Source organism: Pseudomonas sp. A125 (assembly GCF_055409485.1).
Genome location: NZ_JBUZVP010000007.1, coordinates 1 through 13,107, shown reverse-complemented (window position 1 = coordinate 13,107; position 13,107 = coordinate 1). Strand labels below are relative to the sequence as shown.

Below are 13,107 nucleotides of genomic sequence, written 5' to 3'. Positions count from 1 at the left end.
ACCCGGTTAACTGTAGGAGCCGGCTTGCCGGCGATGCTTTTAGGCTTTTTCCCAAACCTCAAAGTGATACGCCGGCTTGTCACCCTCAGCCGCATTCTCGAGATTCGACACCAGCTTCCACTGGCTCAAATCAAACTCGGGAAACCACGCATCGCCTTTCGGGCTCAACGCCACCCGCGTCAAATACAGGCGATCCGCCTGTTCCAGCCCCTGCGCATACAACTGCGCGCCGCCGATCAGCATCAGCTCGTCCGCACCCTGCGCCTTGGCCCATTCCTCAGCCCGCTGCACTGCCGCGTCCAGGGACGGAAAAACTTCCGCACCTTCCAGCGCCAAGTCGGTCTGACGGCTGACCACAATGTTCAACCGGCCCGGCAACGGTCGACCCAGGGAATCCCAGGTCTTGCGCCCCATGATGATCGGCTTGCCCAAGGTGGTGGCCTTGAAATACTTGAAATCCCCCGGCAAGTGCCAGGGCATGCTGTTGTCGACGCCGATTACACGGTTTTCACCGAGGGCTGCAATCAGGCTTAAAGGGAGAGTTTTTTTCATGGCGACGAGAATACCAGAGGCGCGCACGGCATACCCCAACCGGCGTCCCAGCGGTTATGCTCCAGGCTCACTGGCTCAACAGGACGACGCGTGACTGCTCTGAATCCCCTGCACACACTCTGGCTGACCGAAACCGTGCGCCTGCGCGAGGAACATGCGGGCGCCCTGGAAGACCAGGAAGCCAATCGCCTGGCCCGCAGCACCGGCGGCGACTTGCCCACGCGCATTCAAAACCGTGCGCTGTGGCTGGCCGAGCGCGACGGACTGACGGCCGCCCTGGCCCGCTGGCTGCACGGCGCGCGCCTGGCGCTGATCCTGTTGGCGGTAGTCGCCATTATCAGCGGCGCCGGCCTGGCGTTTGCCGCGCTGGGCAACGGGCTGGTGCCAGTCAATGTGTTCTGGGCCTTGGGCAGCCTGCTGGGCTTGAACCTGATTCTGTTGTTGAGCTGGGCCCTGGGCCTGCTGTTTGCCGGTGAACACGGCGCCAGTCTCGGTCGCCTGTGGCTGTGGCTCAGTGAAAAACTCGCCCGCGACGCCAAGGCCGCGCAACTGGCGCCCGCCCTGCTGCTGTTGCTGCAACGGCGCAAACTCAATCGCTGGGCTGTGGGTGTGCTGGTCAACAGCCTGTGGCTGCTGGCCCTGCTCAGTGCCATGGTGATCCTGCTGACGCTGTTGGCCACTCGGCGCTACGGCTTCGTCTGGGAAACCACTATTTTGCAGGCCGACACCTTTGTCGCCGTCACCCAAACCCTCGGCGCCCTGCCCGCCTTACTGGGCTTCAACGTGCCCACTGTCGAGATGATCCGCGCCAGCGGCGATGCCGCCCTGAATATCGAAAGCGCCCGCCAGGCCTGGGCCGCCTGGCTGGTGGGCGTGCTGCTGGTGTACGGCATCCTGCCGCGGCTGGTCCTTGCACTGCTGTGCCTGTGGCGCTGGAAACGCGGGCGCGCCGCCTTGAGCCTCGACCTCAACCTGCCCGGCTACAGCCAACTGCGTGAACGGCTGATGCCCAGCAGCGAACGGCTTGGGGTCAACGATGCGGCGCCCGAACAGTTGCACCACGTGACCGGCGGCGTCAGTGAACTGCAAAGCGACGGCGCCCTGCTGGTGGCCATCGAACTCGACGACCAACGCCCGTGGCCGCCGAAGCTTGCGGCCAGCGTCAAGGACGCCGGCATCCTCGACAGCCGTGAATCGCGCAACAAGCTGCTGGAGCAACTTAGCCGCTTCCCGCCCGCACGCCTGGCCATCGCCTGCGACCCGCGCCGCTCGCCGGATCGCGGCAGCCTCGCGCTGATCGCCGAACTGGCCCGCAGCGCCACGGCCACCCGCGTCTGGCTGCTGCAAGCACCGCCCGGCGAAGCCCTGGACGCAGAACGCCTGGGTGATTGGCACACGGCCTTGCAACAGTTGGAGATCCCGTTCGCCGATTGTGCGCCGCTCACTTGGCTGGAGACCGGTCATGACTAAGCCCCTGAAACTCGCCGTGGTCGGCCACACCAACGTCGGCAAGACCTCGCTGCTGCGTACCCTCACGCGAGACGTCGGCTTTGGTGAAGTCTCCCATCGGCCCAGCACTACGCGGCATGTCGAAGGGGCGCGCTTGTCGGTGGACGGCGAAGCCTTGCTGGAACTGTACGACACGCCCGGCCTGGAAGACGCCATCGCCCTGCTCGACTACCTCGAACGCCTGGATCGCCCCGGCGAACGCCTAGACGGCCCGGCACGGCTCGCGCGTTTTCTGGAAGGCAGTGAAGCCAGACAGCGTTTTGAACAGGAAGCCAAGGTGCTGCGCCAACTGCTGGCCTCGGATGCTGGCCTCTACGTAATCGACGCCCGGGAACCGGTGCTGGCCAAGTACCGCGACGAGCTGCAAGTACTGGCCAGTTGCGGCAAACCGTTGCTGCCGGTGCTCAATTTTGTCAGCAGCGCCGACCACCGCGAGCCGGACTGGCGCGAAGCCCTGGCCCGCCTCGGCCTGCACGCACTGGTGCGTTTCGACAGTGTGGCGCCGCCGGAAGACGGCGAACGCCGCCTGTATGAAAGCCTCGCCCTGCTGCTGGAAAATTCCCGTGGGCAACTGGAGCGGCTGATCCTCGACCAAGAGGCCCAGCGCCAGGCTCGCCAGCAAAGTGCTGCACGCTTGATCGCAGAATTGCTGATCGACTGCGCCGCTTGCCGGCGCAGTGTAGTCAGCGAAGCCGACGTGGAACAACACGCCATCAGCGAACTGCGCAAAGCCGTGCGCCAGCGCGAACAAAAGTGTGTGGAGGCCCTGCTTAAACTGTTCGGCTTCCGCCCGCAAGACGCCGCCGCCAGCGATTTGCCGCTGCTGGACGGGCGTTGGGGCGACGACCTGTTCAACCCCGAAACCCTCAAGCAACTGGGCGTGCGGGTCGGCGGCGGCATCGCGGCCGGCGCGGCAGCCGGTGCAGGTGTGGACCTACTGGTGGGCGGCCTCACCCTCGGCGCCGCCGCCCTCGCTGGGGCCATCGCCGGTGGCGCCCTGCAAACCGCCCGCAGCTATGGCAGCCGCCTGCTGGGCAAGATCAAGGGCCAGCGCGAACTCACCGTCGACGACAGCGTGCTGCGCCTGTTGGCCCTGCGCCAGCGGCAACTGCTCAAGGCCCTGAACCTGCGCGGGCATGCGGCGATCCACAGCATCAAGGTCGACACGCCCCAGGACAAGACCTGGCGCGAAGGCAAGCTGCCCGAAGCGTTGAACAAGGCGCGCGCCCATCCGCAATGGTCGTCCCTCAACCTGCATCCCAAACTCAGCCAGGCCGAACGCCAGGAACAGATCGAAGCCCTGGCCCAGCGCCTGGACGAGACCTAAACCGCCAACAGTTGCCGGGCCTTGGACTTCAGCACTTCAAGGTCCAGCACCGGCACGTGCATTTCCTTGGCCTGTTCGTCCCAGTGGCGCATCCGCAGGCTGACGGCGCACAACGGGTCCTGCTCAAACGCCCGGGCTTCCTCGGCGGTCATCACGCCGCCCTGGTAACCCAGGGTGCGGCGGCTGGCTTCGCTCAAGCGTGCGTAGTAGTCCGGCTGGCTGAAGGTCAGGTAACGCTTGGCCTGCACGTGGTATTCCACCAGCTTGGCCATGCGCTCGCTGAAGCCCGCCCGGCGCAGATAATCGGCGCCCAGCCGTTCATGGCTGACCACGCCGTAACCGCCCATGTTCTCGCCACCTTGGCCGCAGATATGCCCGATATCGTGGAAGAACGCTGCCAACACCACCTCATCATCGAAGCCTTCGGCCATGGCCAACTGCGCGGCCTGGGACATGTGCTCGATCTGTGACACCGGCTCACCGATGTAATCGGCGGTGCCGTGTTGTTCGTATAAGCCAAAGACTTCGGCGATTGCCTGTTCGGCGTTCATCACGCATTCCCCCATAGCTCTGTGATATTGCGCTCGGCCATCGCCGGCCCGACGCTCATGCCCACACCGGTGTGCATCAATGCCGCACTCACCCCCGGTGCCGCCCGCAGGAATGAAAACGGCCCCGGCCCACGGGAACCATAGACACCTTGCCAGCGCTCCACGACCTGGATCCTGCAACCCAAGGTGTGTTCGGCCAGCTCGATCATCCAGTTGTCCACCTGTTCGGCATTGAACGGTGATGGATCGCTGCCGTAATGGTGGGAATCGCCGATGATCAGTTCACCGTAAGGCGTCGGGCTGATCAGCAGATGGATGCCGTTGTCATGCAAGTGCGGCACGTCCCGCAGGATTTCGGCCTGCACCGGCGCGGCTTCCGGCAAGTCAGCGAAGGCACCGTAGTGCACGCAACTAAGACCGGTCAGCAGGGCGTGTTGCAGGTTCAACGCCACCGCAGGCCGGGCGCGCAGCATTTGCAGGCGACAGATTTGCGGATTGAGCTCGGCGATCTGCTCGGCGAGCAGCGTCTGGTAGTCGTGGCCGGAGCAGACAATGATCTGCTCGCCGCGAAAGGAACCGGCAGTGGTGTGCACCTGGCCGGGCTCGATATCGCGCACCAGGGTGGAGAAGTGAAACTCCACCTTGAGTTCGCGGCTCAGGTAGTTGATCAGTGCCGGGATGGCCTCGCGGGAATACAGTTGTTGATCGTCCAGCCCGTGAAGCGCGGCGCGGTGGTGGGCGAACTGGCCGCCGTACAGGCCATGAAGGGCGGCGCCTTGGAGCAATTCAACGCGATAACCGTGCGCCTTGGCACGACCGGCACAGAAGGCCTCAAGCAAGTGTTCTTCGGCTTCGGTACGGGCGAACAGGTAGGAGCCGTTGCGCTTGAGCTGGATGCCGGCGAGCTGTGCCCACTGGCCCCAGATTTCGCGGCTTTCACGGGCCAGGTCGAGCATCGGCCCGGGCGGCTGGCCGGTGACCAGTGCCTGGCCAAAGTTGCGCACGGAGGCGCCCAGCGGTGTGGCGCTGCGTTCGAAGACCTTGACCTTGAGGCCGCGCTTGGCGGCCGCGTAGGCATGGGACAGGCCGAGGATGCCGGCGCCGATGATCAGTAGCTGTGTCATGAAGTGATGTCCTGAATTCGAGACCGCTATCGCAGGCAAGCCAGCTCCCACATTGGAAGATATTCACAATCCAGAAATGTGGGAGCCGGGCTTGCCCGCGATGAGGCCATCAGCCCAAACGAAATGCTTACTGAGCGGCAACCTTCTCCGACTTGCCGTCATAGCGCTTGCGCCATTCGGTCAGGATGCTGTCGCGGTTTTTCGAGGCCCAGGCGAAGTCGTTCTTGATCAACCGCTGCTCGTAATCCGCCGGCAATTCGGTCTGCGGCTTGGCAATACCCGGCTGGGCCAGTACCGCGAAGTTGTCCTTGTACAGCTCCATCGCCGCCGGGCTTGCGGAGAAGTCCGCGAGTTTCTGCGCCGCGTCCGCGTGGGCAGTGCCCTTGATCACAGCAGTAGCTTCGATGTCCCAGCCCAGGCCTTCTTTGGGCAGGATGATGTCCAGCGGTGCGCCCTGGCGCTTCAACTGCACGGCCGGGTATTCGAAGGAAATGCCAATCGGGAATTCACCCGACGCCGCCAGCTTGCAGGGCTTGGAGCCGGAGTGAACGTACTGGCCGATGTTCTGGTGCAGGTCGTCCATGTACTGCCAGCCCTGCTTCTCGCCGAAGGTCTGCAGCCAGGCGCTGACGTCAAGGAAGCCGGTGCCGGACGAGGCTGGGTTGGGCATCACGATCTTGCCCTTGTACTCAGGCTTGGTCAGGTCCTGCCAGCTCACCGGCTTGCTCAGGCCCTGCTTTTCGGCTTCGACGGTGTTGAAACAGATGGTTGCGGCCCATACGTCCATGCCGACCCAGGCCGGAGGGTTGGCGGCGTCGCGGTAGTTCGCGCCGATCTTGCCCAAGTCTGCCGGGGCGTAGTTTTGCAGCATGCCTTGCTGGTCGAGGATCGCCAGGCTGGAAGCCGCCAGGCCCCAAACCACGTCAGCCTGCGGGCGGGATTTTTCCGCCAGCAGCTTGGCAGTGATGATGCCGGTGGAGTCGCGCACCCATTTGATTTCGATGTCCGGGTTAACCTTTTCGAAGGCCTGTTTGTAGGTCTTCAATTGCTCCGCTTCGAGGGCCGTGTACACGGTCAACTCGGTCTTGGCGGCAAAGGCATTCAGGCTGAACGCAGTGAGCACAGCAGCGGCTAACGCCAGGGGCTTGAACATGGTGCAGTTCCTTTATGAGTGAATTATTGGCCGGGCGCGGTTTGGCGCCAGGCCTGGGAGCGACGCAACAAGCCGCGTGAGGCCCACGCCAGCAGCAAGGACACGCCCGCCGAGGTGAACAGAATCAGGGTCGACATGGCCGCCGCACCGCCAACGTTGCCGGCGTCGTCCATGTTCAGTACGGCGACGGCGGCGAGGATGGTGTCGGGGCTGTAGAGGAAGATCGCGGCGGAAACGGTGGTCATCGCCGACACGAACAGGTAGCGCACGATGTCCAGCAACGCCGGCAGGCAGATCGGCACGGTGACCCGCAGGTAATGGCGGTACAGCGGCGCCTTAAGCGACAGCGCGGCGGCTTCGAACTCGGCGTCCAGTTGGCGCAGGGCCGTGGTGGCGGTCATTTGGGCGGTGGTCAAATAGTGAGCAATGGTGCATACCACCAGCAACGTCATGGTGCCGTAGAGCACGTGCAGCGGGTTGCCGTTGAGGTTGAAAAAGAACACGTAGCCCAGGCCCAACACCAACCCCGGCACCGCCATCGGCACGAAACTGAGCATCCGCAGCGCCAGGTTCAGGCCCTTCTGGCCCTTGGTTTTCTCCATCAGGTAGGCGCCGGTGAAGATCAACACGCTACCGATCAACGCGGTGCACAGGGCCATGGTGATGCTGTTGCGATAGGCCAGCCAACCGCCGCCGGCCGTGTCTTCGAACTGGTAGTGGGCCAGCGACAGCGACAGGTTGTAGGGCCAGAATTTTATCAGCGATGAGTAGACCGCCATGCCGAACACCAGCAGCAAGCTCGCGCAGATCAGCAGGACGATGGCCAGGTAGCAGCCATCCCGCAGCTTCGACGGCGCCGGCTGGAACACCTGGGCGCGACCGCTCATGGAGTCGCCATGGCGACGGCGCAACCAGGCGTCGACCCCGAAACTGAACAGTGCCGGCAGCAGCAGGACCATGCCGATCAAGGCACCGCGACCAAATTGCTGCTGGCCGACCACGGCCTTGTAGGCTTCCAGCGCCAGCACCTGGTAGTCACCACCCACGACGACGGGCACACCGAAGTCGGTGATGGTCAGGGTGAACACCAGGCAAAACGCTGCAAACACGGCCTGGCGCGTCGCCGGCCAGGTGATGCTGCGAAACGCCCGCGCCGGGCTGGCGCCCATGCTCGATGCGGCATCGAACAGTCGTGCATCCGCCAGGGAAAGCGCTGACAGCAGAATCATCAAGGCATGGGGAAAGGTGTAGATCACTTCACCGAGGACAATGCCCCAGAAGCCATAGATGTTGTCCGCTAGCAGCCCGCGCAACAGGCCCTGGTTACCGAACAGGTAGACCAGTGCAATCCCGGGCAGCATCGATGGCGCCATCAACGGCAGTAGCGACATGCCGCGCCAGATCGCCTTGCCCGGTATCAAGGTGCGTTGCAAGGCGTAGGCAAACAGGTAAGCCAGCGGTACGACGATGGCCGCCACGCTGAGGGAAACCTTCAGGCTGTTACCGAGCAACCAATGGAAATTGTCGCTGGTGACCAGTTCCCGCGCTGCCACCAGGCCGCCGCCCTGCCCGGCTTCACTGCTGAAGCCGCGCCAGAAGATCGCCAGCAGCGGCATCAATACCGCGATGCCCAGCAGGCACAGCCAAAGCAGCTTGCCGCCGACGACAAAAATACGGTCGCCGCGTTCGGCACGGGAAACCTGACGAGCCACGTTATCGGGTATCGGCAGCGTCATATCGCGGGCCATCTCAGGCAAACACCTGCAGGCTGCGCGGGGGCAGCGCGACCCATATGTCCTGTGCGCCAAGGCGCGGCATGGCTTCCGGGGCCAGCTCGGCGAGCAGTGGGTGGCCGGGCAGTTGGTCCAGTTCGAAGCTCATGCGGCAGCGGTTGCCGAGAAAGGTGATCTCGCGAACTTTGGCCGGGAACAGGTTTTCTTCATGCACCGGCGGGTTGACGCTGATGGCTTCCGGACGGCAGAACAAGCGGCCCGACGTCGCAACGCCGGCGTTTTCCGACAGGCGCAGGTTCATGCCGCCGACCTGGGCGTGGCTCGCGCTGTTGCGGCTGAATGGCAGCCAGTTGCCCTGGCCGACAAACTCGGCCACGAACGGCGTGGCCGGGCGGTCGTAGATTTCCTGGGGCGTGGCGTACTGCTCGACCTTGCCGTTGTTCATCACGGCAATACGATCGGCCATCAGCATGGCCTCGTCCTGGTTGTGGGTGACCATCAGGGTGGTGATGCCCAAGCGGCGCTGCAGTTGGCGCAGCTCGGTGCACAGGTGCTCGCGCACCCGGGCGTCGAGGGCCGACATGGGTTCGTCCAGCAGCAACAAGGACGGCGCCGGCGCCAGGGCGCGGGCCAGGGCTACACGCTGTTGCTGGCCTCCGGAGAGTTGACCGGGGTATTTTTTTTCGCTGCCCACCAAGCCCACCAGTTCGAGCATCTGCCCGACGCGCTTGCGCACTTCATCGCGGCCGCTGCCGGTGAGGCCGTAGCCGATGTTCGCTTCGACGGTGAGGTTGGGGAACAGCGCGTAGGACTGGAACAGAATGCCGTAGTCCCGGGCCTGCGGTGCCAGCAGGGAAACGTCGCGATCGCCGAGGTACAACTCGCCACTGTCCTGGCGCTCCAGGCCGGCGATGCAGCGCAGCAAGGTGGTCTTGCCGCAGCCCGACGGGCCCAGCAGGCACACCAGCTCGCCGGCGGCGACGTCCAGGGACACGTTATCCAGTGCGGTGAAGGCGCCGAAGCGTTTCTGCACACCGCGCACCTTCATTGGCGCGCCGGGGTTGGTCAGGGCTGTGTTCATGGAGGCACCTCATCAAACTGATGAAGGTCATCCTAGGGAGGCAATGCGTCCCTCGTGTGGCAGAAAGGCAAAACGTGGCGATAGTGGTATTGGTGGATTTGGGTAGGGCTTGAGGAAGGTTTTACCTGGGCCGGCGCCATCGCGGGCAAGCCCGGCTCCCACAGTTGATCGAGTTGGGCCAGAGAAATGCATTCCAACTGTGGGAGCTGGCTTGCCTGTGATGGCGCCTTCAGATCGGCGACATTTCCTGCGCCAACCCCAGGAAAGCCGCCGGCAATCGTGCGCCCTTTCGCTCTTTAAGGCAGTACAAATACTCGGGAATCTGCGGCGCATTCTCGATGGTCAGCACGCGCAACTGCGGGTCATGGGGCACTTCCTGGCGGGCAATGATGCTGATGCCGATATTGCGCAGCACCGCCTCACGGATCGATTCCCGGCTGCCGATCTCCAGCAGCGGCCCGTAGCTCACGCCGGCGCCCTGCAACATCTCTTCGGTCAGCCGTCGGGTGGTGGAGCCCGGCTCGCGCATCAGCAAGGTATGCCCGGCCAGCGCGGTCAGCGGTACGTGGTCGAGCACCGCCAGCGGATGATTGCGATGCACCGCCAGCACCAGCGGGTCCATGCCCAGTACCCGGCGAATCAGCCGTGGGTCTTCAAGCAACTGCGATGAGGCCGCGACATCAACGCGGTATTCATCCAGCGCTTCCAGCACCTGCAGGGAGTTGCCGATCTCGACCGAAACCTCAACCTGCGGCAGCCGCTCGCGGAAGGCTTTAACCAGGTCGAGGATGTAATACGGCGCCGTCGCGGCAATCCTCAGCGCACCTTGTACCTGGCCACTGTTGCGCAGGAAAAACTCGATATCGCTTTCCTGCTGCAACAATGCCTTGACCATCGGCAACAGCCGCGCGCCTTCGTCGCTGACAGTCAGGCGACGCCCGCCACGGTAGAACAACTCTACCGAGTACTGGCTTTCCAGGTGCCGAATCTGGGTGGTCACCGTGGGCTGGCTCAGGCCGAGCTTTTTCGCCGCCTGGGTAATGCTGCCCAGGCGGGCGACCATGTAAAACGCCTTCAGCTCGGCACTCAGCACACCACCCTCTCATCGACTATTTGCGCAACAGGCGCAGACCATTGAACACCACCAGCAGGCTCACGCCCATGTCGGCGAACACCGCCATCCACATGGTGGCCATTCCGAGGAAGGTCACCGCCAGGAAGATCGCCTTGATCACCAGGGCCAGGGCGATGTTCTGCTTGAGGATACTCGACGTTTGCCGCGACAGCCGAATGAATGCCGGAATCTTGCGCAGGTCGTCATCCATCAAGGCCACGTCGGCGGTCTCGATGGCGGTGTCGGTACCGGCGGCGGCCATGGCAAACCCGATCTCGGAACGGGCCAGCGCCGGGGCGTCGTTGATGCCGTCGCCGACCATGCCGACCCGGTAGCCCTTGGCGTACAGCGCTTCGATGGCTTGCAGCTTGTCAGTGGGCAGCAGGTCGCCCTGGGCCTGGTCGATGCCGACCTGATCGGCGATTGCCTTGGCGGTGTGGGTGTTGTCGCCGGTGAGCATCAGGGTCTTGATGCCCAGGTCATGCAACTGCTGGATGGCTTCGCGGCTGGTGTCTTTGACCGTGTCGGCCACGGCGAACAGCGCCAGCGGGCCGGACTTGTCCAGCAGCAGGACCACGGACTTGCCTTGTTTTTCCAGGGCGAAGAGTTTTTCTTCAAGGGCCGGCGAGCACAGGTTCAGGTCTTCCACCAGGCGGTGGTTGCCCAAGTAGTAGGTTTCGCCGTTGATTTCGCCCTTCACACCGCGGCCGGTCAGGGCTTCGAAGTTACCCACAGGGTGAACGGTGAGGTTTTTATCCACAGCGGCGTTGGCGATAGCCAAAGACACCGGGTGGTCAGAGCGGCCGGCGAGGCTTGCAGCCAGCGCGGGCGCGCTGTCTTCCAGGTTCGGGAACAACGCCAGGTAATCGGTTTGCACCGGTTTACCGTGGGTGATGGTGCCGGTCTTGTCGAGGGCCAGGTAGTCGAGCTTGTAACCGCCCTCCAGGTACACGCCGCCCTTGATCAGGATGCCTTTGCGTGCCGCGGCAGCCAGGCCACTGACGATGGTCACCGGGGTGGAAATCACCAGCGCACACGGGCAGGCGACGACCAGCAATACCAGCGCGCGGTAGATCCATTCAAACCAGGCGCCGGCCATGAACAGTGGCGGAATCAGCGCCACACCCAAGGCGAAGATGAACACCGCCGGGGTGTAGACCTTGGCAAATGTGTCGACAAACCGCTGGGTTGGGGCGCGGGCGCCTTGGGCCTGTTCCACGGCGTGGATGATCCGCGCCAGGGTCGAGTTGTTGGCGGCGGCGGTGACTTTGTATTCCAGGGAGCCGGCCTGGTTGATGGTGCCGGCGAAGACCTTGTCGCCCACGGTCTTTTCAATCGGCAGGCTTTCTCCGGTGATCGGCGCCTGGTCGAGGGTGGACTGGCCCGAGGTGACTTCACCGTCCAGGCCAATGCGCTCGCCGGGACGAACCCGCACGATGGCGCCCAGTTCGATAACTTTAACCTCCTGTTCAACCCAACTGCCGTCAGCCTGACGGACCGTGGCCTGCTCCGGGGTCATCTGCATCAAGCCGCTGATGGCGTTGCGAGCGCGGTCAAGGGACTTTGCTTCGATCAGTTCGGCCACGGTAAACAGGAACATCACCATTGCGGCTTCTGGCCACTGGCCGATCAGGATCGCGCCGGTCACGGCGATGCTCATCAGGGCGTTGATGTTCAGGTTGAGGTTTTTAAGGGCGATCCAGCCCTTTTTGTAAGTGGTAAGGCCGCCGCTGAAGATCGAGATCAGCGCGACCAGGGCAATCACCCAGGTCGGCGCGGCGTTGGTGAAGTGCAGCACTTCGGCACCCAAGGCGCCGACGCCGGACACGGCCAGCGGCCACCAGTGTTTCTTGGCAGGCGGCTCGGCCGGGGCTACGCCTTCCTCAATGGGATCAGCCTGCATGCCGAGGGATTTGATGGCGTCGACGATCGGCGCGGTGCTCGGCAAGTCATGCGTGACGCCGAGGATGCGGTTGATCAGGTTGAATTCCAGTTGCTGCACGCCGGCGAGCTTGCCCAGTTTGTTCTGGATCAGCGTCTGCTCGGTGGGGCAGTCCATGGCTTCGATGCGGAAGGTGCTCAACCGCGAGCCCGCCGTCGGGGCTTCGGTCAGCTTCACCAAGGCAGGCGCGGCCTTGCTGGAACAGCAGGAATCGCCATGGCTGCCATGGTCGTGCTTTTGCACAGGTTTGAGCTTGGTGCCGTGATCGTGCGCGTGGTCATGATCATGGTCGTGCTTGTGCGGGGTATGGATGGAATCGCTCATTGTGTCGCGTCCGTAAAGGTGCCTGTTGCCAAGTAAAGACCCTGTAGCCACTATAGGGTCAAGCACCCTTTTGGAGATTGCTGCGATGAAGATCGGCGAATTGGCAAAATTGACGGATTGCCAGGTGGAAACCATCCGTTACTACGAGAAGGAAGGCTTGCTGCCGCCGCCTGCGCGCAGTGATGGTAATTACCGGTTGTACACCCAGGCGCACACCGAACGGCTGGTGTTTATCCGCAACTGCCGCAGTTTGGACATGACCCTTGAGGAGATTCGCAGTCTGCTGGGCCTGCGGGACAGCCCGCAGGACCAGTGCGAAAGCGTGAATGCGTTGATCGACGAGCATATCCACCACGTGAAAGCGCGGATCGACGGGTTGCTGGCGTTACAGGAACAGTTGCTCGACCTGCGCCAACGCTGTGGCGGCGGGCCGGATCTGGATCAGTGCGGGATTTTGCAGCGGCTGGAGGTCAGCGGGAGTGTCGCGGCCAGCGAGGCTGAACCCTCGCATGTGGGCAGAAGCCATGGCCATTGAGAAGTGTGGCGCTTGAGCGGGCGCCATCGCGGGCAAGCCCGCTCCCACAGGGGAATGCATTTCAACTGTGGGAGCTGGCTTGCCTGCGATGCAGACACTGCGCTGCCCGCTCCCACAGGGGAATGCATTTTAACTGTGGGAGCTGGCTTGCCTGCGATGCAG

General features: G+C 63.5%; 11 protein-coding genes. 3 read left to right on the top strand and 8 right to left on the bottom strand.

The features are described from left to right. Positions 1-39: 39 nt before the first annotated feature. The gene (locus ACZRN6_RS11210; protein WP_464007961.1) at positions 40-552 is read right to left on the bottom strand and encodes a dihydrofolate reductase; all 513 of its coding nucleotides are present in this window, start codon (positions 550-552) and stop codon (positions 40-42) included. Between the two features lie 90 nt (positions 553-642). Here ACZRN6_RS11210 and ACZRN6_RS11205 point away from each other — a divergent pair, with 90 nt between their 5' ends. Together ACZRN6_RS11205 and ACZRN6_RS11200 are read left to right on the top strand one after the other, a co-directional pair. Then, on the top strand, positions 643-2,022 hold the full coding sequence (locus tag ACZRN6_RS11205) for a DUF2868 domain-containing protein (protein WP_464007960.1): 1,380 nt from the start codon (positions 643-645) through the stop codon (positions 2,020-2,022). Further along, on the top strand, positions 2,015-3,388 hold the full coding sequence (locus ACZRN6_RS11200) for a DUF3482 domain-containing protein (RefSeq protein WP_464007959.1): 1,374 nt from the start codon (positions 2,015-2,017) through the stop codon (positions 3,386-3,388). The genes ACZRN6_RS11205 and ACZRN6_RS11200 overlap by 8 nt, the downstream gene beginning before the upstream one ends. Here the strand turns inward: ACZRN6_RS11200 and ACZRN6_RS11195 are convergent. The 7 genes from ACZRN6_RS11195 to ACZRN6_RS11165 form a co-directional block, all read right to left on the bottom strand. After that, the gene (locus ACZRN6_RS11195) at positions 3,385-3,939 is read right to left on the bottom strand and encodes a phosphonate degradation HD-domain oxygenase (RefSeq protein ID WP_464007958.1); all 555 of its coding nucleotides are present in this window, start codon (positions 3,937-3,939) and stop codon (positions 3,385-3,387) included. The genes ACZRN6_RS11200 and ACZRN6_RS11195 overlap by 4 nt on opposite strands. Then, a complete protein-coding gene (locus ACZRN6_RS11190) occupies positions 3,939-5,063 on the bottom strand; it encodes a TIGR03364 family FAD-dependent oxidoreductase (RefSeq protein ID WP_464007957.1) in 1,125 nt (374 codons plus the stop codon). Before ACZRN6_RS11190 ends, ACZRN6_RS11195 begins: the two co-directional genes overlap by 1 nt. 127 nt (positions 5,064-5,190) lie before the next feature. After that, complete coding sequence (locus tag ACZRN6_RS11185) at positions 5,191-6,216, bottom strand: putative 2-aminoethylphosphonate ABC transporter substrate-binding protein (RefSeq protein ID WP_322148165.1); 1,026 nt, start codon at positions 6,214-6,216, stop codon at positions 5,191-5,193. Positions 6,217-6,239: 23 nt separating this feature from the next. Next, entirely contained in the window at positions 6,240-7,964 is a 1,725-nt protein-coding gene (locus ACZRN6_RS11180; protein ID WP_464007956.1) for a putative 2-aminoethylphosphonate ABC transporter permease subunit, read from the bottom strand. 1 nt (position 7,965) lies between these two features. Next, on the bottom strand, positions 7,966-9,030 hold the full coding sequence (locus ACZRN6_RS11175) for a putative 2-aminoethylphosphonate ABC transporter ATP-binding protein (protein WP_464007955.1): 1,065 nt from the start codon (positions 9,028-9,030) through the stop codon (positions 7,966-7,968). 229 nt (positions 9,031-9,259) lie between these two features. Continuing rightward, the gene (locus ACZRN6_RS11170) at positions 9,260-10,123 is read right to left on the bottom strand and encodes a LysR family transcriptional regulator (protein WP_322148168.1); all 864 of its coding nucleotides are present in this window, start codon (positions 10,121-10,123) and stop codon (positions 9,260-9,262) included. Positions 10,124-10,139: 16 nt separating this feature from the next. Beyond that, positions 10,140-12,410: a heavy metal translocating P-type ATPase gene (locus ACZRN6_RS11165; RefSeq protein ID WP_464007954.1), complete on the bottom strand. Its 2,271-nt coding sequence runs from the start codon at positions 12,408-12,410 to the stop codon at positions 10,140-10,142. Between the two features lie 85 nt (positions 12,411-12,495). Between ACZRN6_RS11165 and cadR the strand changes: the two genes are divergently transcribed. Next, positions 12,496-12,945 (top strand): Cd(II)/Pb(II)-responsive transcriptional regulator, encoded by a 450-nt coding sequence (gene cadR / locus ACZRN6_RS11160; RefSeq protein ID WP_017476559.1) that lies wholly within the window; start codon positions 12,496-12,498, stop codon positions 12,943-12,945. Positions 12,946-13,107 lie beyond the last annotated feature (162 nt).